General features: G+C 65.9%; 21 protein-coding genes. 17 read left to right on the top strand and 4 right to left on the bottom strand.

Going from position 1 to position 23441, the window contains the following annotated elements; all coding sequences use genetic code 11:
• Positions 1 to 73 precede the first annotated feature (73 nt).
• Genes NIBR502772_RS10570 through NIBR502772_RS10580 form a run of 3 tightly spaced genes read left to right on the top strand, consistent with a single transcriptional unit; the run spans position 74 to position 4793 of the window.
• Positions 74 to 2758, top strand: coding sequence for a bifunctional GNAT family N-acetyltransferase/acetate--CoA ligase family protein (locus NIBR502772_RS10570; RefSeq protein WP_141140143.1), 2685 nt, complete (start codon positions 74 to 76; stop codon positions 2756 to 2758).
• A gap of 42 nt (positions 2759 to 2800) precedes the next feature.
• Positions 2801 to 3547, top strand: coding sequence for a DUF5998 family protein (locus NIBR502772_RS10575; protein ID WP_141140144.1), 747 nt, complete (start codon positions 2801 to 2803; stop codon positions 3545 to 3547).
• A gap of 1 nt (position 3548) precedes the next feature.
• Complete coding sequence (locus tag NIBR502772_RS10580) at positions 3549 to 4793, top strand: alkaline phosphatase family protein (RefSeq protein ID WP_141140145.1); 1245 nt, start codon at positions 3549 to 3551, stop codon at positions 4791 to 4793.
• A 4-nt stretch (positions 4794 to 4797) separates the two neighbouring features.
• Here the strand turns inward: NIBR502772_RS10580 and sepH are convergent, their stop codons facing one another.
• Complete coding sequence (gene sepH, locus NIBR502772_RS10585; RefSeq protein WP_141140146.1) at positions 4798 to 6180, bottom strand: septation protein SepH; 1383 nt, start codon at positions 6178 to 6180, stop codon at positions 4798 to 4800.
• Positions 6181 to 6461: 281 nt separating this feature from the next.
• Here sepH and NIBR502772_RS10590 point away from each other — a divergent pair, with 281 nt between their 5' ends.
• On the top strand, positions 6462 to 6761 hold the full coding sequence (locus tag NIBR502772_RS10590) for a DUF4193 domain-containing protein (RefSeq protein WP_056345352.1): 300 nt from the start codon (positions 6462 to 6464) through the stop codon (positions 6759 to 6761).
• A gap of 22 nt (positions 6762 to 6783) precedes the next feature.
• Here the strand turns inward: NIBR502772_RS10590 and NIBR502772_RS10595 are convergent, their stop codons facing one another.
• Positions 6784 to 7272, bottom strand: a complete 489-nt coding sequence (locus tag NIBR502772_RS10595) for a DUF3093 domain-containing protein (protein ID WP_141140147.1) — start codon at positions 7270 to 7272, stop codon at positions 6784 to 6786.
• A gap of 115 nt (positions 7273 to 7387) precedes the next feature.
• On the opposite strand from NIBR502772_RS10595, the gene dut reads away from it, so the two are divergent.
• The 4 genes from dut (at position 7388) to NIBR502772_RS10615 (ending at position 9877) form a co-directional block, all read left to right on the top strand.
• Positions 7388 to 7930, top strand: coding sequence for a dUTP diphosphatase (gene dut, locus NIBR502772_RS10600; protein WP_141140148.1), 543 nt, complete (start codon positions 7388 to 7390; stop codon positions 7928 to 7930).
• A gap of 105 nt (positions 7931 to 8035) precedes the next feature.
• Positions 8036 to 8773: a DUF3710 domain-containing protein gene (locus tag NIBR502772_RS10605; RefSeq protein ID WP_141140149.1), complete on the top strand. Its 738-nt coding sequence runs from the start codon at positions 8036 to 8038 to the stop codon at positions 8771 to 8773.
• 76 nt (positions 8774 to 8849) lie between these two features.
• On the top strand, positions 8850 to 9128 hold the full coding sequence (locus tag NIBR502772_RS10610; RefSeq protein WP_371706837.1) for a hypothetical protein: 279 nt from the start codon (positions 8850 to 8852) through the stop codon (positions 9126 to 9128).
• Entirely contained in the window at positions 9125 to 9877 is a 753-nt protein-coding gene (locus tag NIBR502772_RS10615) for a DUF3159 domain-containing protein (RefSeq protein ID WP_141140150.1), read from the top strand. Before NIBR502772_RS10610 ends, NIBR502772_RS10615 begins: the two co-directional genes overlap by 4 nt.
• Here the strand turns inward: NIBR502772_RS10615 and NIBR502772_RS10620 are convergent.
• On the bottom strand, positions 9844 to 10593 hold the full coding sequence (locus NIBR502772_RS10620) for a TrkA family potassium uptake protein (RefSeq protein WP_141140151.1): 750 nt from the start codon (positions 10591 to 10593) through the stop codon (positions 9844 to 9846). The genes NIBR502772_RS10615 and NIBR502772_RS10620 overlap by 34 nt on opposite strands.
• Entirely contained in the window at positions 10593 to 11264 is a 672-nt protein-coding gene (locus NIBR502772_RS10625; RefSeq protein ID WP_056345371.1) for a TrkA family potassium uptake protein, read from the bottom strand. Before NIBR502772_RS10625 ends, NIBR502772_RS10620 begins: the two co-directional genes overlap by 1 nt.
• A gap of 120 nt (positions 11265 to 11384) precedes the next feature.
• Between NIBR502772_RS10625 and NIBR502772_RS10630 the strand changes: the two genes are divergently transcribed.
• From NIBR502772_RS10630 to NIBR502772_RS10670, 9 genes are all read left to right on the top strand, one after another.
• Entirely contained in the window at positions 11385 to 13361 is a 1977-nt protein-coding gene (locus NIBR502772_RS10630; RefSeq protein WP_141140152.1) for an APC family permease, read from the top strand.
• Positions 13358 to 14782: a class I SAM-dependent RNA methyltransferase gene (locus NIBR502772_RS10635; protein WP_141140153.1), complete on the top strand. Its 1425-nt coding sequence runs from the start codon at positions 13358 to 13360 to the stop codon at positions 14780 to 14782. The genes NIBR502772_RS10630 and NIBR502772_RS10635 overlap by 4 nt, the downstream gene beginning before the upstream one ends.
• A 152-nt stretch (positions 14783 to 14934) precedes the next feature.
• Positions 14935 to 17745 (top strand): aconitate hydratase AcnA, encoded by a 2811-nt coding sequence (gene acnA, locus NIBR502772_RS10640; protein WP_141140154.1) that lies wholly within the window; start codon positions 14935 to 14937, stop codon positions 17743 to 17745.
• A gap of 129 nt (positions 17746 to 17874) precedes the next feature.
• Positions 17875 to 19848, top strand: coding sequence for a 1-deoxy-D-xylulose-5-phosphate synthase (dxs, locus tag NIBR502772_RS10645; protein ID WP_141140155.1), 1974 nt, complete (start codon positions 17875 to 17877; stop codon positions 19846 to 19848).
• Positions 19845 to 20462 (top strand): DUF402 domain-containing protein, encoded by a 618-nt coding sequence (locus tag NIBR502772_RS10650; RefSeq protein ID WP_141140156.1) that lies wholly within the window; start codon positions 19845 to 19847, stop codon positions 20460 to 20462. Before dxs ends, NIBR502772_RS10650 begins: the two co-directional genes overlap by 4 nt.
• Positions 20459 to 21019: a hypothetical protein gene (locus tag NIBR502772_RS10655; protein WP_141140157.1), complete on the top strand. Its 561-nt coding sequence runs from the start codon at positions 20459 to 20461 to the stop codon at positions 21017 to 21019. The genes NIBR502772_RS10650 and NIBR502772_RS10655 overlap by 4 nt, the downstream gene beginning before the upstream one ends.
• Positions 21020 to 21030: 11 nt before the next feature.
• Complete coding sequence (locus NIBR502772_RS10660) at positions 21031 to 22008, top strand: aldo/keto reductase (protein ID WP_141140158.1); 978 nt, start codon at positions 21031 to 21033, stop codon at positions 22006 to 22008.
• A 12-nt stretch (positions 22009 to 22020) separates the two neighbouring features.
• Entirely contained in the window at positions 22021 to 23046 is a 1026-nt protein-coding gene (locus NIBR502772_RS10665) for a nucleoside hydrolase (protein ID WP_141140159.1), read from the top strand.
• An 83-nt stretch (positions 23047 to 23129) separates the two neighbouring features.
• Positions 23130 to 23423 (top strand): Beta-galactosidase C-terminal domain, encoded by a 294-nt coding sequence (locus NIBR502772_RS10670; protein WP_141140160.1) that lies wholly within the window; start codon positions 23130 to 23132, stop codon positions 23421 to 23423.
• Positions 23424 to 23441 lie beyond the last annotated feature (18 nt).

Consider the following 23441-nt stretch of genomic DNA (forward strand, 5'->3'; position numbering starts at 1 on the left):
GGTCTGGGCGCAGGTGTGGAGGATAACTTCGGGCACACGGCCTGCACCGTCAGTTTGTGGTTAGGCTAAGCCTATGGTGGATCAGCCCGGGGACGGCGAATATCCGGAACATTGGGAAGCCGATGTCGTGCTCCGCGACGGCGGCACAGCCCATCTGAGGCCCATCCACCCCAGCGATGCGGACGCGGTCCAGGCTTTCCACGCCGGGCAATCGCAGAACTCAATCTACATGCGCTTCTTCGCATTCAAGGCCCGGCTGTCCAGCAAGGAGCTCAAGCGCTTCACCGAAGTGGACTACAAGGACCGGGTTGCCCTGGTGATCACCTTCGGCGGCGAAATCCTGGGGATCGGCCGCTACGACAGGCTGGATGACCCCCTCGAAGCCGAAGTTGCGTTCAACATCGCCGACGCCCACCAGGGCCGGGGAATCGGCTCAATCCTGCTCGAACACCTTGCCGCAGCCGCCCACGAAAACGGGATCCGCCGCTTCAGCGCCGAAGTGCTGCCTGAAAACCGCAAAATGCTGATGGTGTTCGCCGACGCCGGCTACGACGTCAAACGCCATTTCGACGACGGCGTGGTGAGCCTGGAGTTCAACATCGACCCCACCGAAAAGTCCCGGGCGGTGATGGAGTCACGCGAGCACCGCGCCGAGGCGAGGAGCGTCCGGGACCTGCTGGCACCTTCGTCCATTGCAGTCATCGGCGCGAGCCGCAAGTGGGGGACCGTGGGGTACCAGCTGCTCGAACACATCATTGAAGGCGGTTTTTCCGGGCAGGTCTACGCCATCAACCCGGAGGCACTGGAGCTCGCCGGAATGCTGTCCTTCAGCCGGATTTCCGAGATCCCGGAGCCGGTGGGGCTGGCCGTGATCGCCGTCCCGTACGAGGAAGTGGCCACCGTGGTTGACCAGTGCGCCGCGGCCGGGGTCAAGGGGCTGGTGATTGCCTCCGCGGGCTTCGCGGACGACGGCGAACGCGGCCTCACCCGCCAGCGCAACCTGGTCCGCAAGGCCCGGGCCAACGGCATGAGGGTGATCGGGCCCGCGTCCCTGGGGATCGTGAACACCCATCCCGACGTGAAACTGAACGCCTCCATGGCGCCCTCACTGCCGCGGCGCGGGGGCCTGGGCCTGTTCAGCCAGTCGGCGGCGATCGGTGTTTCCCTCTACGCGGCGTCTCACCGCCGCCGGCTGGGCCTTTCCACGTTCCTGTCGGCGGGCAACCGCGCGGACGTCTCCGGCAACGACATGATGCAGTTCTGGGAGGACGACGCCGACACCGCCGCGGTAGGCCTCTACCTGGAGTCGATCGGGAACCCCCGCAAATTCTCCCGGATCGCCCGGCGGCTCGCCCGCACCAAGCCCGTGGTGGTGGCCAAATCGGAAACCATGGGCCTGCGGCTGCCGCCCGGCCACGCCGTCCGGACCACCCAGGCGCCCGCCGGTGCGCTGGACGCCATGATGCGCCAGGCCGGCGTCATCCGGGTCGAGACCATCGAACAGCTGATGGACATCACCCAGATAGTGTCCGGCCAGCCGCTCCCGGCGGGGCCCGGACTGGCCATTTTCAGCAACTCCCTGGCGCTGGGCAACGTGGTGGCGGACAGCGCCGAGGCCCACGGCCTGACCGTGGATGGCATCATCACGGACGTGGATCTCGACGCCGGCATGTCACTGGCGCTGCCGGCACTCCGCCACAGCCTCCAGGACACGCTCGCGTCCGACGCCGTCCACGCCGTGGTGGCCGCGCTGCTGCCGGTGCGTGGCCTGACCGTGGACCATATCGCCGAGGTCCTGGCCGAATGCTCGGCCGCCTCCGGAAAGCCGGTAGTCGCAGCCTTCACCGGCATCCTTGATCCCTCGATCTACGTGGAGGGCATGGTGGGAGGTGAGGGCCGGACAGTTCCATGCTTCTCGAACGCCGGTGCGGCTGTGGCGGCGCTCGCCGCCGTGGTGCGCTACGCGGAATGGGTGGCACGGGACCCCGGCCACTTTGTCCAACCTGACGGCTGCGATCCGGAAGCCGCACGGATCCTGCTGGATCAGCTTCTGCGCGATGTCCACGGGGAGCAGCTCAAGACCCTCGATCCGGGGTCCGCGGCAGAGCTGCTGGCGCACTACGGCATTGCGGTGCTCCCGTCCGCAGGTTTCGACTCAGAGGACGAGGCGGTTGCTGCCGCCGGCAGGCTGGGCTGGCCGGTCGCGCTGAAAACCACCGACCCGGCGCTGCGCCACCGCCTGGACCTGGGCGGAGTCCGCCTCGACGTCGAGGATCCGGATTCCCTCCGCCGCAACATCGCGCAGATGCGGCGCTCACTGGCACCCTACGGTTCGCCGGCCCTGGAGGTGCAGTCCATGGCGCCGGTGGGGCAGGCGTGCACGTTCCGGGCGATTGAGGATCCGCTGCTGGGACCGGTGGTCTCCTTCGGGCTCGCCGGGGACGCCGTCAACCTGCTGGATGACTGGGCACACCGCGTTCCTCCGCTGTCCGCGGCCGACGTGAAGGACTTCATCCGTGGGCCCCGGGCCGTACGCAAACTCTTCGGCTACCAGGGCCTTCCCGCCGTGGACATTGACGCCCTGGAGGAAGTCGCCGGGCGGTTGGCCTGGATGAAGGACAACCACCCGGAAATAGCCCTGGTGGAATTCAACCCGGTCCTCTGCGGAACCCGGGGCGTGTCCATCCTGGCCGCTGATATCCGGATCGGCAACGCAGCCCAGCGTACCGACAGCGCCCGTCGGGCCATGCTGGGCTGACCGCGGTTAGCATGTCCCCGGCCGATCTGTGAAAATGGGGGGATGAGCTCACAGCCTTCCCCGTCGACGCCTTCCACCTCCGGCAGTGACAGCCAGGCAACCCGCCCCCACAGCTCACACAGCCACACGCCCCAGGGCCAGAGCCTGGACGGTGCACTCCAGAAGGCTGGTTTCTACCCGCGCCTGGTGGCCGACGTCGTTGACGACGCCCTGGACGGCCGCGAATGCGTGGCCCACCTGGTGCACCTGGAAACCCACTTTGACCGGGCCGAAGTCCGCCGCCACATCACCGTGCTGGTCCTGACCTCAGACATGCTGGTGATCACCCACGTGGACGACCAGCAGCTCGATGAGGCCGGCGAACAGATCGTGGCCCAGATTTCCACCGAATCCGTGCCCGTCGCGCAGATCCGCTCCGTGGTCCTGAGCTACATGTACTCCCAGCCGCAGGACTACAAGCCCTCAGATCCGGTCCGGGAAGTCACCCTCGCGATTGCCTGGTCCGGCGGCCAGCGGCTGGACATGGGCCCCGCCAGCTGCGGAGACCCGCAATGCGAGGCAGACCACGGCTACAGCGGCACCATTGCCCAGGAGGACATCGTCCTGCGGATCAGCGCCGAAGCCGACGGTCTGCAGGCCGTCCAGGATGCCAAACTCTTTGCCCGCGCCCTGCGGGCCGTGAACACCGGTTCCACGGCTCCCGTGCCGCACGCCGGCCAGACGCTCCAGCCCCGGCCCCGGACGGGTGTGTTCGGAAACCGGCTCAGCCGCGGGCACCAGCAGCGCTGAGATGCCGGACCAAGGGAAAGCAACAGTCTCCCCAGCCTCTTCCGCCGCGGTTTCCCAAGGGGCCGCCCCGCAGCTGAGCATGCCGCCCGCGCCTGCCTTTGGCCGGCGGTCCATCGGGGATGTCCTCACCAGCGCGGCGGCCAGCCTCGGGGTAGAAGGTTTCACGAACTCCCTGGGCCTTCCGCAGGCGTCGCGCGTCTGCGTGGTCCTGGCCGACGGCCTGGGCCGGAACCTGCTCAAACAGAAGTCCGCCCACACGCCCTTCCTGCGCTCCGTGATGCAGTCCGGGCAGGGGGAAGTTCCCGTCTGGCTGGACTCCACGTTCCCCTCAACCACGGCCGCTGCCCTGGCCAGCTTCGGCACGGGACTCCCGCCCGGCCAGCACGGAATGGTGGGCTATGACGTCCTGGACCCGGACCAGGACAAAGTCGTCAACATGCTCGGCAACTGGGATGCCAAGGTGGACCCCACTGAGTGGCAGCCGTTTCCTACCGTCCTCGAACGGGCTGCCGATTCAGTTAATGTGACCACGGTCAGCCTGCCGCAGTTCGGCAACTCGCCCATGACGCAGGCGGCCCTCCGCGGCGGGAATTTCGTCTCAGCCGTGACGGCCCACGCGCGCACAGAAGCCGCCGCCGAAGCCATGGACACAGCCGGGAAGTCCCTGATGTACTTTTACGTCAACGAACTGGATAAGGCCGGCCACCGGCACGGTTGCCAGTCCGAACAGTGGGAACACCAGCTCGAAGAGCTTGACGCAACCGTCAAACGGCTTCACGCCTCGCTCCCGGCCGGGACCACCGTCCTGCTCACTGCGGACCACGGGATGCTCGACGTCCCGGAACAGCAGCGGATCGACTTCGCCGCGGACGCGTCGCTTGTTGACGGCGTGCGGCATACGGCGGGGGAGCCCCGGATGGTACATCTCTACCTTGAGGATCCGGCAGACGCCGCGGGCCGGGAGCGTTTGCTGGGCGCGTGGCGTGCCCGTTTCCGCGACAGGATCTGGGCCTTTACGCGGGAGGATGCCATCGCCGCCGGACTGTTCGGGGCACTGCGCCCGGCCGTCGGGCCCCGGATTGGCGACATCATGATTGCAGCGCGGGACGCGCTGGCCCTCTACGACACCCGCCGCGGACGCCCGGCCGCCATGGAGGTGGTGGGCCAGCACGGCTCGCTGACCAAAGCCGAACGCGAAGTACCCCTGCTGTGCTTTAAGGCCGAAGGCAAGCCACGGCGACGCTGAGGCGTCAGTCCCGCTTGGTCCCGAAGACGATCTCGTCCCAGCTGGGAACCGTGGACCGCTTCGGTTTTGCGGGCTGCCGTTCAGGCTGGTCCGCGTCATGGTCGTGGTGCTGGCCCGATCCTGCGTCGTCGGTGCCGGCGGCGTAGGCCGCCCGGCGCGGGCTGCCGCCGCCCAGCAGTTCGTCCAGGCCCACGTTCGGCGCGGGACGCCCCGGAGCTGTCTCGCCGGGGGCACCCTGCCTTGCGGGACGAAGCGGGGACGCCACAATGGTGACTTCCCTCGTGTCGGTACTGACGCCGTCGTGCAGTTTCAGGATGTCGTCATCCTCGGAGTCCCGGTGCGGCGGGATGAGGCTCAGCCGGGACAGCATTGACGGCCGCGCATCACGCTTGCGGGTGAGGGGATCGGCGGCCGCGGCAGGCGCGGCGTCATCCTGCGCGGTGGACTCGGCAGGTGCTGCCTCGCGCGTTTCGGGCTCCCGGTACTTCTGTTCCCTGGAATCCGGTTCAGGGACCACCTCCGAGGGACGTGGATGGGCAGCGGGCACGCCGTGGGTCAGCAACAGCGCCAGGGCGTCGTCCGCGTCTTCGTCGACACCCAGACGCTGGCCGCGGCGTGAACGGAGCATATCCAGGAGACCGTCAGATTCCCTGGCCTGCGGGAGGGCCTGCGGGCCGGTCGAATTTCGGGCGGCCGCTGCTTCCGCGTCGGTTTCAAAATCAAACGGGCGGTCCGAGACGGCAGTGAGGCGGCGGGCCGGAACGGGCCCGTCCAGCGGTTCCAGCTCACTGAGTTGCTGGGCCCAGCGGTTGGCGTTCTGCAGCGACTTGCGGACCGGGCTGAACGTCCACCGCGCAGGCGGCTCTTCCCCGATGCCGGAGGTGCCGTCCTTTTTGGCTTCAAAACGGGCCACCACGGTCCAATTGCCGTCCTGGCGCCGCCACGAATCCCACTCCACGGTGGAAGGTTCAATCCCGTGGGCTGAGAGCCGGTGGTTGACCATGTCGTGGAGGGAAGCCGGGTGGTCGCCGAAAATGGAGCGGTAAGTGTCATGGCCGGGGGAGGGCGAAGCCACTTCCACCTTCCGTGCCTGTTGCGCTACATACTCCCGCTCGGCAAGGACCGGGCCCTCATACCGCTCGACCTTTGCGAGGGGAAGCCCGGAAAGCTCAGCCACCTCCGCTGCGGTGGCACCGCTGCGGATCCGAGACTGGATGTCCCGCGGGGACATGGCAATGGGCGCAGCCGCGGAAGCCGTCTTCGCCGAAGACCGGCTGGCCGTCCGCAGTGCTTCATCGATCGGCAGCTGGAACATCTCGCCGCCGGCACCGCTCAACAGGAGATGCTCCCCGTCGTCGTGTACGCCTACAAGCCGTAGATCCTGCATACAAATCCTCCACCCTGGCATTACTATCAATCGAAACTCTGCCACTCACCGGCACCCTTTTGGGTTAGGAGCAAGGGCGCGCCGCGATATTCCGGCACTTTCGGACGCCAGTGCGGTCAGCAGCGGGGGTTTGCGCAGTGCCAGCGGACCGCGCCGGCGCTGAAGTCTGGATTTTGCCGTCTGCATGCGGAAGGATGAGCCCACGCCGGGCACAAACCTGGGGTGTCCGGCGTTATCAAGGGTGTCACCCGCTGACGGGAAAGGAACGGAGTTAAGCCGCGATGGCCACCGACTACGATGCGCCGCGAAAATCCGAAGAAGACCTCACCGAGGATTCGCTGGAGGATCTGAAAACCCGGCGATCAGATAACCCGACGGCCGCGGTTGATGTGGACGAAAGCGACCTCGCCGCAGGCTACGAGCTTCCCGGGGCGGACCTGTCCGGCGAGGAGCTGCTGGTCCTGGTGGTGCCTCCACAAGCGGACGAGTTTACGTGTTCCTCGTGCTTCCTGGTCCGGCACCGTTCGCAGATTGCGCGGGAAAAGGACGGCCACTTCTATTGCAAGGAGTGCGAGGGCTGAACGGCTATTTGCCCTATTTCGCCTATTTCCGCGAAAGCGCGGCAGTGAGTTCCTCGGGCCGCCTGGACGACGTCAGCCAATAGGGGGTCCGGTCAGACGGGTCCGTGATTTCGATCCGCACCACCGGGTCGATCCAGCCACGGATGCACAGGTAGGCGAGGCCGTTGAGCCGGGTCCCGCGTTGGGCCGTGGCGTCTTTGCCGTGGAACGCTGCCGCGTCGCCGACGAAACGGCGCTCAATGGTGGCGCGTCCTACCGTCAAGGCGTCACTGGTGACCAGGATCGTCGGAGTGGACAGCACGAGCAGGACAGCAATGATCGTGAACAGGCCGCCGGCCGCCGTATAGCCCGCAACCATGCTGATCGGGGCGAAAACGAGGATCCCGGCACCGGAGATCCCCGCCGCGATGATCCAGATCCAGACGTTCGGCCACAGCCTCTCCCGGAAAACTGCCGGGGTGCCGGCAGAGGGGGCATCAGGGACGGGCGCGGTGGAGCTGGATTCGGGCATGCCACCAGCTTTCCACCTTTGGCTGGCTATTTCATCTTGGGTTCATCCGGTCTTGGCCTGCGGCGTCCCGTTGAATCTAGGACGGAACGGCGGCTGGGCGTTAGAGTGAGTGACTGTGACTGACGAACTTGCTACTGTTGAAACCGTTCCTGACGATGAGCTGGCCGGCTCTGCACCGGATGCAGCCGCAGCCTACGGGGCCCCGACGCTGCAGGTGCAGCTGAAAATGCTCGACGCCGGGCTGGAGGCTCCTTCCTATGCCCGCCCCGGCGACGCGGGAGCTGACCTGCGGACCCGGGAAGATGTGGTCCTGGCACCGGGGGAGCGGAAGCTGGTGGCTACCGGTGTTTCCATCGCGCTGCCGGACGGGTTTGTAGCCCTGATCCACCCTCGCTCCGGCCTGGCAACGAAGCATGGGCTGACTATCGTCAATGCGCCCGGCACTGTGGATGCCGGTTATCGCGGGGAAATTTCCGTGACCCTCCTCAACACCGATTCCAGGAACGCCATAGAGCTGCGGCGCGGCGATAGAATTGCACAGATGGTGATCCAGCGGGTGGAATATGCGCAGTTTGTCCCCGTCAACGAATTGAGCGAATCGGTGCGGGGAGCCGGCGGATTCGGATCCACCGGCGGCTTCACCTCGCCAAACGCCTGACACAGCCGACGGCGGCAACCAGAGTTGGTTGCCCGCGGCAGCAAGACTTCCGACGGTACCCACCGGGCCCGGCGAGTCACTTTCACAACTAAGGAGACAATCCCCATGGTTTTTGGGCTCGGCAGGAAATCAAAGAAGGATCAGCCGGCCGACCCGGACGAATCCCAGGCCTCAGTGGAATCAACGGATTCCGCTGACACGGCCTCGGCGGACGCCGGGCGTCGGGCTTCGGGCCCCTTTGATGTTTCCGAGGTCTCCAGCCGCGAGGGATATGTTGATCTCGGTGCGCTGCTGATTTCCCCGAGCGAGGGGCTCCAGCTCCGGCTCGAAGTTGAGGAAGCCACCCAGCGCGTGGTCGCTGTGACCATGGACCTGAACGGCTCCAGCCTTCAGCTGCAGGCGTTTGCTGCTCCCAAGACCGAGGGGCTGTGGGACGAGATCCGCGAACAGATCGGTCAGTCGGTGGGAAGCCAGGGCGGGCAGGTTGAGGAAGTCCAGGGTGGCTTCGGAACCGAACTGATCGCCAAACTGCCCGCCGGTGCACAGGACGGCAGCCAGGGCTACCGGGTGGCGCGCTTCATAGGCATCGACGGGCCGCGGTGGTTCCTGCGCGGCGTCCTGGGCGGCGCGGCAGCGATGGAGCGCGAGGCTGCGGGACCGCTTGAGTCCCTTTTCCGCAAGATTGTGGTCATCCGGGGCGACAGTCCCATGCCGCCCCGGGACCTGCTTCAGCTGCGGCTGCCCAAGGACGCCAGCGTCACCCCGCCGCCTGGTGCCCCCGAATTCAATGCCCCCGAGTTCAAGGGCCCCGAACGTGGTCCGGAAACCACCCAGATTGGGTGATTCCCGCCAAGGTCCCCCGGAATCCTCCCCGGACGCGGGGATACCGGTCAGCCGGCTGCCGGAACGGGGGAGGGTAGTGTGCCAGGGGCACATCGAATCGGTCACCTACATGCCCGCGGACCGGAACGCGGCATTCACCGCCATTGTCTCGGACCCCGACATTCGCGAGACGGGCGCCAAACCGGCACAGGGAACGGGTGGCCGCCTGCGTGTGGTCTGGCTGGGGCGGCGCCGGGTGCCGGGCATCGAGGCCGGGACCGTACTCCGCCTTGAGGGCATGCTGTCCCAAAGCCAAGGCCTGCCCACCATGTTCAACCCGCGCTATGAAATACTTTCCCGCCAGGAGAACGAATGACCTCGCCCCAGCAGCCCGAGCCGTCCAAACAGCCCGAGCCGTCCGCGGTGAAGGGGCTTGCTGAGGGCTATGCAGCCAAAGCCGGCCTGCACCGCACCCATGACGGCCGGATCGATGTCCTCAAGAGCGCCGGAGGAATCCAGGGCATCGCCGAAAGCATTGTGCCCGGCCTGGTCTTCCTGATCGCGTTTACCATCACGCGGGACCTGACGCCGTCGTTGGTGGCCGCGCTGGCCTCCGCCGCGGTGTTTACGGTGGTCCGCCTCGTCCAGCGGCGCCCGCTGACCCAGGCCCTCGCCGGCGTGGTGGGGGTGGGAATCTCGGCCTGGCTCGCCAACACCACGGGCAAGGCCGAGGACTTCTACCTGCCGGGCTTCTTCACGAACACCGCCTACATCCTCGCCATGGTGATCTCCATCGCGATCAAGTGGCCGGTGGCCGGCCTGCTGTTCGGGATCATCCGCAACGAAGGGCTGGACTGGCGCAAGGATCCCGCGCGGCTTAAGGCTTACCGCCTGGGCACGTGGATCATCGTGGCTGTCCTGGTGCTTCGGTTGATCGTTCAGGTTCCCCTGTACCTGATGGGCGCGGACGGACTCGCCGCCCTGGCCACGACCCGCCTCATCATGGGGGCGCCGCTCTATATCCTCGGCGTCTGGATCGCGTGGCTTGTCACGCGGCCGGTACCGGCGGACGCCGACGCCCCGACGCCGGATCAGCCGCCGAAGCCGTCGTCCTCCGGCGCCTGAGTTTCGGCAGGCTGCACGCCTTCGCGCTCAGGGGAGGCCTCCTCCGGCTCCTCCGCTGATTCGGGCGACAGCAGCGCACGCAACTGATCCTCGGCCGCGATAGTGGTGACGAAAAACAACTCGTCCCCGCCATCAATGACGTCATCCCGGCTGGGAGTGATGGGTGCGTGGTCCCGGAGGATTGCCACCAGCGTGGCGTCCTCGGGCCAATGGATGTCGCCCACCGTAAGGCCAATGACGTGGGAATCGTGCGGCACCGTGAACTCCACCAGCGAAGCGACGCCGGTCTGCAGCGTCAGGAGCCGGACCAGGTCACCGATCTCCACCGCTTCCTCCACAAGCGCGGTCATCAGCTGGGGGGTGTTGACGGCAACGTCCACGCCCCAGGAGTCGTTGAACATCCAGTCGTTCTTGGGGTTGTTGACCCGGCCCACGGTGCGGCCCACGCCGAATTCGGTCTTGGCCAGGAGTGAGACCACCAGGTTCACCTTGTCGTCGCCCGTGGCTGAAACAACGACGTCGGCGTCCTCCACTTTCGCTCCCTGCAGGGTGCTGAGCTCGCAGGCGTCGCCCACGAGCCAGTGCGCGCCGCGCAGCCCGCTGCGTCCGATGACCTCAGGCTTGAGGTCGATCAGCAGGATTTCGTGCTTGTGGGCCAGCAGTTCCCTGGCGATCGATGACCCGACGCTGCCGGCGCCGACAATAACAACTTTCACTACAACTCCTTGGCGGGTGCTTTGGCCAGAATCTGGGCGACCTGGGAACTGCGGTCCACCGGCAGCATGGCGTGGACTGTGTCGCCGTCCTGGTACGAAGTCCCGGTTTCCGGAAGCATGCCCTCGCCGAACCTGGTGAGGTATGCCACCCGGATGTCGGCAGCTTTTTCGACCTCGCTGATCCGGTGGCCGATCCAGCCGGCGTCGAGGTCCACCTCGGCGAGGACCAGCCGGCCGGAAGGCTCGCGGAAATCACCGGCGAGATGCTGTTCGGGCAGGATGCGGCGCAAGACCTGGTCTGCGCTCCACCGGACGGCGGCCACGGTGGGGATGCCGAGCCGTTGATAGATTTCTGCCCGGCCGGGATCGTAGATCCTGGCCACAACGTGGGGGACGTGGAAGGTCTCGCGCGCCACGCGGGTGGCCAGGATGTTGGAGTTGTCACCGCTGGAAACGGCCGCGAAGGCGTACGCCTCTGCCACGCCGGCCTGCTGGAGCGTGTCCCGGTCGAAGCCCACACCGGTGACTTTCCGGCCCGTGAAGCCCTGCCGAAGCCGGCGGAATGCGCGGTCGTCCTGGTCGATGATGGCGACGGAATGACCTGCGTCCTCCAGCGTGTGCGCCAGAGTGGCCCCTACCCGGCCACATCCCATGATCACGAAATGCGCCACCGTATCTCCCTCAACTTCCGTAAGCCTGTTGCTGCTGCTAGAACTCTACCGGCAGCGCGCGTGCTGCATCCGCCCGGACGCCGTCATGACATGGGCGGGGAATCAGACTAGCTTTGTGGAGTGCTGACTATATTGAATGCCGTGAAACGGGTGCTGGTGGGCAGGCCCTTCAGGAATGACAGGCTCGCCCATACCTTGCTCCCCAAACGGATAGCACTTCCGGTTTTCGCTTCCGACGCACTGTCCTCGGTGGCCTATGCCCCCGATGAAATCCTGCTCACCCTGGCCCTGGCCGGCGTGAGTGCGGTGGCCTTTTCGCCGTGGGTGGGCCTGGCCGTCATGGTGGTCCTCCTGACTGTGGTGGCGTCCTACCGCCAGAACGTGCACGCCTACCCTTCCGGCGGCGGGGACTACGAGATCGCCAACGAAAACCTGGGCAAGTTTTCCGGGCTGACTGTGGCCTCGGCGCTCCTGGTGGACTACGTCCTGACGGTGGCCGTCTCGATGTCCTCGGCGGCCACCTACCTCACCACGGCGGTGCCGTCCCTGCACGGGCAACAGGCCCTGTTCGCCACCATCGGCGTCGTGATCCTTGCCCTCGTTAACCTCCGCGGCATCAAGGAAGCCGGCAGCGTTTTCGCCGTCCCCACGTACATTTTTATGGCGGCGATCCTCGGCATGACGGCGGTGGGCGTCTTCCAGGCCGCGACAGGCCAGCTGGGCGAAGCATCGTCGGCGGCCTTCGAGATTGTGCCGGCTCCCGGTTTCGACGAAGGGCTGGTGGGCCTGGCCGGCGCCTTCCTCCTGCTCCGGGCGTTCTCCTCCGGCGCCGCCGCGCTGACCGGCATTGAGGCCATCAGCAACGGTGTGCCGAACTTCCAGAAACCGAAGAGCAAAAACGCAGCCACCACGCTGTTGCTGCTCGGCGTCATCGCCTCGTCCATGCTGGCCGGCATCATCTTTCTGGCCAACGCCACGAAGGTGCACATCGTGCTGGATCCGGCGACGGAATTCCTGATGAACGGCCTGCCGCTGCCGGAGGATTACATCCAGAGTCCTGCCATCAGCCAGATCGCCCAGACCATCTTCGGCCCGGGATCAATCCTGTTCTTCATCGTGGTCGCCGCCACCGGAGTGATCCTGGTGTTCGCCTCGAACACCGCGTTCAACGGGTTCCCGGTACTTGGCTCCATCCTCGCCCAGGACGGCTACCTGCCGCGCCAGCTGCGGACCAGGGGAGACCGCCTGGCTTTCAGCAACGGTGTCCTTGCCCTGGCCGCCGGAGCGCTGGTGCTGATCCTCGCGTTCAACGGCGACGTCACCAAACTGATCCAGCTCTACATCGTGGGCGTCTTTATTTCCTTTACGCTCAGCCAGCTGGGCATGATCCGGCATTGGGGGAGGCACCTCAAGCTCGCCAAGGACAAAGCCACCCGACGCCGGATGGTGAAGTCCCGCACCATCAACAGCATCGGGTTCGGCATGACGTCCCTGGTGCTGGTGATCGTGCTGATCACCAAGTTCCAGCAAGGCGCGTGGATCGCGCTGCTGGCCATGTTTATCCTGTTCCTGATCATGTGGAGCATCCGGGCACACTATGACAACGTGGCCAAGGAACTTGCCGTGGACGAGGACTCCTCGCCGCGGGCCCTGCCATCCAGGGTCCACGCGGTACTGTTGGTGTCCCACGTGCGCAAACCGGTGTTGCGTGCCCTGGCCTATGCCCGGGCGTCGAGGCCGTCGCGGCTGGACGCCATCACGGTGGACATTAACGCAGAAGAAACCGCGCACACGGTTGCCGACTGGGAAAAGCTGGAGATCCCCGTGCCGCTGACCGTCCTCGCCAGCCCGTACCGGGAAACCATCACGCCCATTATGGAATACGTCAAGAACATGCGCCGTGATTCCCCCCGCGACCTGATCGTGGTCTACATTCCCGAATACGTGGTCGGCAAATGGTGGGAACAGCTGGTTCACAACCAGACGGCGCTGCGTATCAAAACCCGGCTGCACTTCGAACCTGGCGTGATGGTGGCCAGTGTCCCGTGGCAGTTGAAATCGTCCGAAGAAGCCAAAAAAATGCAGGATATCCGATGAACCCCCAGACCCAGAGCCACCCCGCAACTGCCACGGCAGCCCCCACCGAACTGGTGCTCGACGTCGGCCCGGTGGCCCACGGCGGCCACTGCGTGGCCCGGCACGAGGGCAGGGTGATCTTTGTCCGGCACGGCATCCCCGGCGAAAAGGTACGCGTCCGCCTCACCGACGCGGGGGAGTCCGCCAAGTTCTGGCGCGCCGACGTTGTGGAGGTGCTGGAAGCCTCCCCGGACCGGATGGAGCACTTCTGGCGTCCGGCGGACTCCCTCCGAGCCTGGGCCCATGGGCATCCGCCGGTGGGCGGGGCCGAATTCGGCCACATCTCGCTGGCCCGACAGCGCACGCTCAAGTCGGCGGTACTGGCCGAACAGCTTCAGCGGCTCGCCGCCGTCGAACGCCTGCCCGAAGGGCTGGACCTCGGAAACCTCGTGGAGGCTGTGGAGGCTGTGGAGGCGGGCGGGCCGGATTCCGGCCAGGAGACTGAGCCAACGTACGACGCCGGCACTGGCCTGGGGTGGCGGACGCGCGCCAGCTTCTCGGTGACTCCGGGCGGCAGACTTGGCATGCACGCGCACCGTTCCGACCACATCATTGCCGTCCGGGAGATGCCGCTCGCAACGGAGCGCATCAACCGGCTGCGCTTGTGGGACCTCGACCTGACCGGCATCGAACGCGTAGAGGTGGCAGCGCCGTCGAACGGTTCACGCCCACTGGTGCTGCTGGCTCCAGCACCCGGCACCAAGCCCAAGCGGCTTAGTGCCATCGCGGCCCAGCTTCCGGACGATGTTTCCGTGGCCACGTTCGACCCCCTCACAGGGGAAGTCGCGCAGCTGCGTGGCCGGACATGGGTCCAGGAGTCGGCAGCCGGCCACGACTACAGGGTTACGGGCGCCGGTTTCTGGCAGATCCACCGCGACGCGCCCGGGACGCTTGTGGGGGCCATCACAGATTTCCTTCACAATGGCGGATTCCTGGCGCCGGGTTCCGTGGTGGCCGACCTCTATGCCGGGGCCGGGCTGTTCACTGCTCCCCTGGCTGACGCGGTGGGGGAGACCGGGTCCGTTCTCTCGGTGGAAGGTGCGCCGGGAACCAGCCGGGATGCCCGCAAGAACCTTCACGGTGCTCCGCAGGTGGAGATCGAACACGGCCGGGTGGAACGAGTCCTCCGCCAAAAGCCGCGGAATTTCGATGCCATTGTGCTGGACCCGCCCCGGGCGGGTGCCGGGAAGCCCGTGGTCAGCCAGCTGATCGCTGCCGGGCCCCGCGCCATCGCCTACGTCTCCTGCGACCCGGCATCATTTGCCCGGGATGTGGGGTACTTCCAGCAGGCTGGCTGGTCCCTGGCGGGCTTGCGGGCCTTCGATCTCTATCCTCACACCCACCACCTGGAGACGGTAGCGCTGCTGACGCCGGGTCCGTGATGCTACTAGGATGGCGGTAGTAATCCCACGTCGCGCCCCGTATTCACGGCTGACCTCCTGCAATTTGTGTGGCCAGCACTAATTAGGCCTGCCTAACTAGCAAGCGGTCTACCGCGCGACAAAGATGAAACTGTTGCGAGAGGAGTCCTGCGATGAGCACTGTGGACAGCTTCGGTTCAAAAGGCAAACTTAATGTAGCCGGAACCGAATACGAAATTTTCCGGTTGAACTCCGTTGAAGGTGCAGAAAACCTTCCGTTCAGCCTCAAGGTATTGCTTGAAAACCTGTTGAGGACCGAGGACGGCGCGAACATCACGGCCGATCACGTGCGTGCCTTGGCCGGCTGGGATCCTAATGCCCAGCCCGATACAGAAATCCAGTTCACGCCTGCCCGCGTGATCATGCAGGACTTCACCGGCGTCCCCTGCGTGGTGGACCTGGCGACAATGCGTGAAGCGGTCAAGGAACTCGGCGGTGACCCCAAGCGGGTCAACCCCCTCGCTCCTGCGGAAATGGTCATTGACCACTCCGTGCAGATCGACGCTTTCGGCAACTCCGGCGCACTGGAGCGCAACATGGAGATCGAATACCAGCGCAACGGCGAGCGTTACCAGTTCCTGCGCTGGGGCCAGACCGCATTCGATGACTTCAAGGTTGTTCCCCCGGGAACCGGCATTGTGCACCAGGTCAACATCGAATACCTGGCCCGCACCGTCATGACCCGCGAAATCGACGGCGTCCTCCGGGCCTACCCGGACACCTGCGTCGGCACCGACTCGCACACCACCATGGTCAACGGCCTGGGTGTCCTGGGCTGGGGCGTTGGCGGCATCGAAGCCGAAGCGGCCATGCTGGGACAGCCTGTCTCGATGCTCATCCCGCGTGTTGTTGGCTTCAAGCTGACCGGGTCCATTCCGGCCGGTGCCACCGCCACGGACGTGGTGCTGACCATCACCGAGCAGCTGCGCAAGCACGGTGTTGTGGGCAAGTTCGTGGAATTCTACGGCGAAGGTGTTGCGGCGGTGCCGCTGGCCAACCGAGCCACCATCGGCAACATGAGCCCGGAATTCGGTTCCACCGCCGCAATGTTCCCCATCGACGACGTCACATTGGACTACCTGCGCCTCACCGGCCGCTCGGACGAAAATGTGGCACTCGTGGAGTCCTACGCCAAGGAACAGGGCCTCTGGCACGATGCTTCCCGCGAGATCAAGTTCTCCGAGTACCTTGAGCTGGACCTGTCCACCGTTGTTCCCTCCATCTCCGGCCCCAAGCGTCCCCAGGACCGCATTGAGCTGACGGATGCCAAGGAACAGTTCCGCAAGGACATCCACAACTACGTCGCCATCGAAGACGGCAGCGTGGACGAGTCCCTGGACGAGTCCTTCCCCGCATCGGATGCGCCGTCGTTCACGCACGCCGACTCGCACACCACCGAGACCAGCCGTGTTGTGTCCGCAGCGAACGGCGCCCACGGGCGTCCGACCAACCCGGTGCACATCAAGACTGAAGACGGCCGCGAGTTCGAACTGGACCACGGAGCGGTGTCCATCGCCTCGATCACGTCCTGCACCAACACGTCCAACCCCTCGGTGATGCTGGCCGCAGCCCTGCTGGCCCGCAACGCCGTCGACAAGGGCCTGACCTCGAAGCCGTGGGTCAAGACCTCCGTGGCTCCCGGGTCCAAGGTTGTCACGGACTACTACAACAAGTCGGGCCTGACCCCGTACCTGGAGAAGCTCGGCTTCTACATCGTGGGTTACGGCTGCGCCACCTGCATCGGCAACTCCGGACCGCTGGACGCCGAAATCTCCGAGGCCATCCAGGCCAACGACCTTTCCGTCACCGCGGTGCTCTCCGGTAACCGCAACTTCGAGGGCCGGATCAACCCGGACGTGAAGATGAACTACCTGGCCTCCCCGCCGCTGGTCATTGCCTACGCCCTGGCCGGTTCCATGGACTTCGACTTCGACACCGATTCCCTGGGCAAGGACGAAGCCGGCAACGACGTCTTCCTGAAGGACATCTGGCCCAACCCGGTTGAGGTCCAGCAGGTCATCGACTCCTCCATCGACAAGGACATGTTCGCCCGCGGCTACGAGGGCGTCTTCGACGGCGACGCACGCTGGAAGGCGCTCGACACGCCGGCCGGTGACACCTTCGCCTGGGACCCGAACTCCACCTACGTCCGGAAGCCCCCGTACTTCGACGGCATCAAGGCTCAGCCGGAACCCGTCCAGGACATCTCCGGCGCACGCGTGCTGCTGAAGCTGGGCGATTCGGTCACCACCGACCACATCTCCCCGGCCGGTTCCTTCAAGTCGGACACCCCCGCCGGCCAGTACCTTCTGGCCAACGGTGTGGAGCGCAAGGACTTCAACTCCTACGGCTCACGCCGTGGCAACCACGAAGTCATGATCCGCGGCACGTTCGCGAACATCCGCATCAAGAACCAGATCCTGGACGGCGTCGAAGGTGGCTTCACCCGCGACTTCACCCAGGCTGACGGCCCGCAGGCATATGTCTACGACGCCGCGCAGAACTACCAGGCAGCCGGCACTCCGCTGGTGGTCCTGGCGGGCAAGGAATACGGTTCCGGATCCTCGCGTGACTGGGCAGCGAAGGGCACCGCCCTGCTGGGCGTCAAGGCCGTCGTCGCTGAGAGCTACGAACGCATCCACCGCTCCAACCTGATCGGCATGGGCGTCCTGCCCCTGCAGTTCCCGGCTGGAGAATCCGCAGCCACCCTGGGGCTGACCGGCACGGAAACCTTCGCGGTTGAGGGCGTCACCGCCCTGAACGAAGGCACCACGCCCAAGACCCTTAAGGTCACCGCCACCGCAGAAGACGGCTCCGCCAAGTCCTTCGATGCAGTACTCCGCATCGATACTCCGGGCGAAGCCGACTACTACCGTAACGGCGGCATCCTGCAGTACGTCCTGCGCCAGATCTCGGCCAACTAGCCGGAATCTGAACCCACGCAGTACTCTTTCGAAGCCCCGGCCGGTCACCGACCAGCCGGGGCTTCGGCTTTGCATTTTCCGCGAGGCGTTAGAGTTAACAGGCACGTCTACCACCCGAAGGAGGGGTCATTGGGAATCTTGGACACCATCCGGAATCCGCAGGACCTGAACCAGCTGTCTCAAAGGCAGCTCGAAGAGCTGGCCGCTGAGGTCAGGAGTTTCCTGATCACCAACGTCTCCCAGACAGGTGGACACCTCGGACCGAACCTCGGCGTTGTGGAACTGACCCTGGCCGTGCACCGCATCTTCGATTCGCCCCGGGACAGCATTGTGTTCGACACGGGCCACCAGTCCTATGTGCACAAGCTCCTCACCGGCCGCCAGGACTTCAGTACGCTGCGCCAGCAGGGCGGCATGTCCGGCTACCCGTCCCGCGCCGAGTCCGAGCATGACATTGTGGAAAGCTCGCATGCTTCCTCCTCCCTCTCCTGGGCGGACGGCATATCCCGTGCCCGGCAGCTCACCGGCGAGTCGGAGCGCTACACCGTCGCCGTCGTCGGAGACGGGGCGCTGACCGGCGGCATGGCCTGGGAAGCCATCAACAACATTGCGGCCGACAAGCGTCGCCGCGTGGTGATCGTCGTCAACGACAACGGCCGCTCCTATGCCCCCACGGTGGGCGGCTTCGCGGACTACCTCGCCTCACTGCGCCCCACCATCGACTCGTTCCGCGCCGCCCCTGCCTATGAGGGCACCCTGGACTGGTGGAAGAAGAAGCTCCAGAACGGCGGTCCCGTAGGCCAGTTCACCTACAAGAGCCTGCATGCCATGAAAAAGGGCATCAAGGACTGGTGGGCGCCGCAGGGCATGTTCGAAGACCTCGGTATGAAGTACATCGGCCCGGTTGACGGCCACAACCTGCAGGCCATGGAGCACGCACTGTCCACGGCCAGGAACTACGCAGGACCCGTGATTGTCCACGCCATGACCGAAAAGGGCCACGGCTACGCCCCGGCCCGGGCCCATGAAGCGGACCAGTTCCACGCCGTCGGCATTATCGATCCGGAGACCGGTGAGCCGACGGGAGTTTCCGGGGCACAGTCCTGGACGTCTGTTTTTGCTGACGAGATCGCGAAGATTTCCGACGAACGCCCCGACATCGTGGGCATCACCGGGGCCATGCTCATTCCCGTGGGCCTGCACAAGTTTGCGGCCAAGCACCCGGACCGCGTGATCGATGTCGGCATTGCCGAGCAGCATGCGCTGACGTCCGCCGCCGGCATGGCTTTCGGCGGGCTCCACCCCGTGGTGGCCGTGTATGCCACCTTCCTGAACCGTGCCTTTGACCAGCTCCTGATGGACGTGGCATTGCACAAGGCCGGCGTCACCATAGTCCTGGACCGGGCCGGCGTCACCGGCCCGGACGGGGCCAGCCATCACGGCATGTGGGACATGGCAATGGTCCAGATCGTTCCCGGACTCCACCTCGCCGCGCCGCGCGACGCCTCCCGGCTGCGGGAAGAGCTGCGCGAGGCCGTGGCCATCAGCGACGCCCCCACCGTGGTGCGCTTCTCCAAGGGCACCGTGGGCTCCGAAGTGGAAGCCATCGAACGCCTGGCCGACGGTGTTGACGTGCTGGCCCGCCGGCCGGCCGGCTCCACCGAAAACGACGTCCTGATCGTCAGTGTCGGAGCCATGTCCGAACTGGCCCTGGACGTGTCCAACCGCCTGGGCGCCCAAGGCATCAGCACCACCGTGGTGGACCCGCGCTGGGTGCTGCCCGTGCGGCGTTCCATCATCGCGCTGGCCTCGCACCACCGGCTGGTCATCTGCATCGAGGACGGTGTCAGGGCAGGCGGCGTCGGATCGCGGATCCGGCAGGAAATGCGCGCCGCCGGCGTGGACACCGCCCTGAACGAGGTGGGGCTCCCTGCTGAGTTCCTGGACCACGGCACGCGCAGCCAGGTGCTGGAGCGCGTCGGGCTGACGGCCCAGCAGATCACGCACGACGTCGTCGCCCAGGTTCTGGGCACAAAAGTCCCCTTCGCGCGCCCCCTGCCAGGCCACGAGCACCCCACCACCGGCAGCCTGCCGATCCTGTGAGGGAAGAAGACGCACTGAAGTATCCGGCCGCCGTCGGGGATTCAGGCCCGGCGAGGCACACCAGCACCACCCGCGTTCCCGCGGGACTGCAGCCAGGCCAGCTGGTGGTGGCCCGGAACCGGAAATGGAACGGGCAAGCCCACTGGGTGGTCCCGGGGCGGTACCTCGGCGAGGACCGGCACGGCTGGTGGATCTTCCAGGGAACCAACGAATTCTGTTCGCGCCCGGGCGCTGCCTTTTACACAGCATCCGACGCGGTGCTGCTGGTGCCGCGGTCCGGAGACTGGGTGGCCACGTTCTACGACGACGCCCACCCCAGCGGCGTCAGGGTCTACATTGACCTCGCCGTCGCCCACGAGTGGACGGACATCCGCCCCGCCGTCACCGAGTTCCATGTGATCGACATGGACCTGGACGTGATCCGCATGGCCGGCCGGGGCGTCTTCATCGATGACCAGGACGAGTTCGCCGAGCACCGCGTCGCCATGAATTACCCGGACCTGCTGGTGGATGACATCCAAGCGGCCGCGGACGAGCTATATCAGGCCGTCAAGGCACAGCACGCACCATTCGACGGAACAGACGCCGAATGGTTCACGAAGGGACGGTCATGAGCGGGATCATCAGGGTCTACAAACGGGACGACGAGCGAGTACTGCACTTCCGTGAAGGCTGGTTCGACGAGGACTACAGCCAGTTCGTGATGAACTACGGCGTGGTTGGCCACCAGAGCAAAACCGAAGAGACCGATGTGGCTGACGCCGCAGCGGTGGAGGGCCTCATGGATGCCTTTGCCGTGCAGTGCGCCGAGGACGGCTTCGCCGAAATCCCCGACGAGGACCAGTTCTGGGTGGTGGCGCAGTTCGCCCTCAAAACCAAGGAGGGCACCGACCGTGACCGCTACCTTGAGGAAAAGGCGAAGGACGCCCTCATCAGCCACCTGGCCTGGCGCGGCCTGGGAACCGTGGAACGCTCGGAGTTCAGCGACTATAAACTGAACATCTTCTGCCTCTGCCCCGACGTGAACAAGGCTGTGAGCGCCATCAAGGTCTGCAGCCGTGGCGAAGACCTCGACTTCACCAAACTCAGCATCGGCGCCGCGCCCTTCAGCGAACCGGACAACTTCAGACTCAAGCACTCCCCGAAGCCTGCCAACTCCTTCAGCCTCTAGTGGGGAAATCCATGCCTGACTTCCGACGCCTGGGAAAGTCCGGGCTGACCGTCTCCGTGGTGGGGCTCGGGTGCAACAACCTGGGCCGCGCCAACACGGTGACCGAATCGCAGGCGGGGACTGACGCCGTCGTCCATGCCGCCCTCGACGCCGGCGTGACGCTTTTCGATGTTGCTGACAGCTACGGGCGGGAGCCCGGACTCAGCGAGACGATGCTGGGCAAGGCCCTGGCCGGCAAGCGGGATGATGCGGTGGTGGCCACCAAGTTCGGCATGGACGTCCGGGGTGCCAATGGCAACGACTTTGGGGCCCGCGGGTCCCGGCGTTACATTGTCCGTGCGGTGGAGGCCTCGCTGCGGCGGCTGGGCACGGACTGGATCGACCTTTACCAGTTCCACACGCCTGACCCACTGACCCCCATCGAGGAGACGCTGAGTGCCCTCGATGACCTTGTCTCCAGCGGCAAGGTCCGTTACATCGGTCACTCCAACCGCGCCGGCTGGCAGATCGCCGAGGCGGAATTTGTGGCGCGGGCCGCCGGCGGCACACGTTTCATTTCGACGCAGAACCACTACAACCTCCTGGACCGGCGGGCAGAACTCGAGGTCACCCCGGCGGCAGAAGCCTACGGCCTGGGTGTCCTGCCCTACTTCCCGCTGGCCAACGGCCTGCTGACGGGCAAGTATTCGCCGGGCTCGGCTCCGGCGGGGTCGCGGCTGAGCCATACGCGGACCAACATGGTGCACGACGCCGACTGGGACCAGCTGCAGCGTTTCAGTTCCTTCGCGGCAGTCCGCGGCCTGACCGAGATCCAGGTGGCTTTCTCCTGGCTCGCGGCCCAGCCTGCCGTCAGCAGCGTGATCGCCGGCGCCACCCGGCCGGAGCAGATCCGCGAAAATGCGGCCGCTGTTGCCTGGGTGCCGTCGCCGTCGGAACTCGCCGAACTGGATGCGGTCTTCCCGAAGGTCCCCAAAGCCGCACTCTTTTAGGAGACTCCACCGATGACCAGACTGCTGCTGGACGTTGACACCGGGATCGACGATGCCCTGGCGCTGGCCTACCTGGCCTCGCTGCCCGACATGGAGTTTGTGGCCGTGACGGCGTCGCCCGGGAACATGGACGCACACCAGGTGGCGCGGAACACCCTCGCCATGCTGGAACTGTGCGGACGCACCGGGGTGGAGGTCGCCGTCGGCGCCCTGGCTCCACTGGGCATTCCGCTGGTGACGACGCCGGAAACCCATGGACCCCAGGGCATTGGCCACGCCGTCCTGCCGCCGCCGTCCGGGACGGTCTCGGCGCGGCACGCCGCAGACCTGTGGGTGGAGGCGGCCCGTGCACATCCTGGGGAACTCACGGCCCTGATCACGGCGCCGCTGACGAACTTCGCACTGGCCATCCGCCGCGAACCCCGGCTGCCCGAACTGCTGGGCAAGGTGGTGATCATGGGCGGCAGCTTCTACCACCAGGGGAACACCACTCCCACCGCCGAATGGAATACGCACGTTGATCCGCAGGCGGCCAAGGAAGTTTATGCGGCCTACCGCGGCCTGCCGGTGGACCGGCTGCCCATTGTCTGTTCACTGGACACCACTGAGCGGATCGAGCTGCGGCCGGAGCATGTGTTGCGGCTCGCGGAGGCGGCCGGCTGCAGTGAGCGGGAGCTGGTCCTGCCGAAGCAGCCTGAAGGGCTCAGGAGCACGGCCGACAGTCCGCTGGTGCGGCACCTGTCCGATGCCCTGCGCTTCTACTTTGAGTTTCACCGTCTCTACGGCCAGGGCTACCTGGCGCACGTCCACGACTACTTCGCTGCCGGTGTGGCCGCCGGGACGCTCGATTACGCAACCCGCCTGGCCACCGTGGACGTCGAGGTTGACTCGCCCCTGCTGATGGGGACCACCGTGGCCGATTACCGGAACCTGTGGAATCACCCGCCAAATGCCCGGATCGTCTCGAACAACAACCCTGAGCAGGCCTTCGGGGAATTGATACGGTCCGTCGGCGGCCTCGCGGCGCGGCTGCGCTGACGTTCGCCCTACAGCGGGGCGTTTTCAGGCAAGTCCACGTCCAGCGCGAGCAGGGCGTTCTCCACCACTTCCATGAGGGCCGGATGGATCCAGTACGGTCCCCGCGCGAGCTGGTGGACCGATACGTCGCCGGAGTGCTGCCCGACGCCGTCCGGACGGCAGGAATCGAAGTGGGCTCCCAGCCGCCAGCAGGGCTGGAAGTCGTGACCCGCAGTACCGCGACGGACAGCTACACGTTCCTGATCAACCACACGGACGCCGACGCCGAGTACCCCGCCACCGGGCGGGACCTCCTCGCCGGCGGGCACATCAGCGGCACCGCAGTCATTCTCGCCGGTACGGTGTGCGTCATCCACACCCGCGGCGAAGCCAGTTAACCCTACTTTCAAGCAACC

The organism is Pseudarthrobacter sp. NIBRBAC000502772, from assembly GCF_006517235.1.
In the GTDB taxonomy this organism is placed as follows: Bacteria; Actinomycetota; Actinomycetes; order Actinomycetales; family Micrococcaceae; genus Arthrobacter.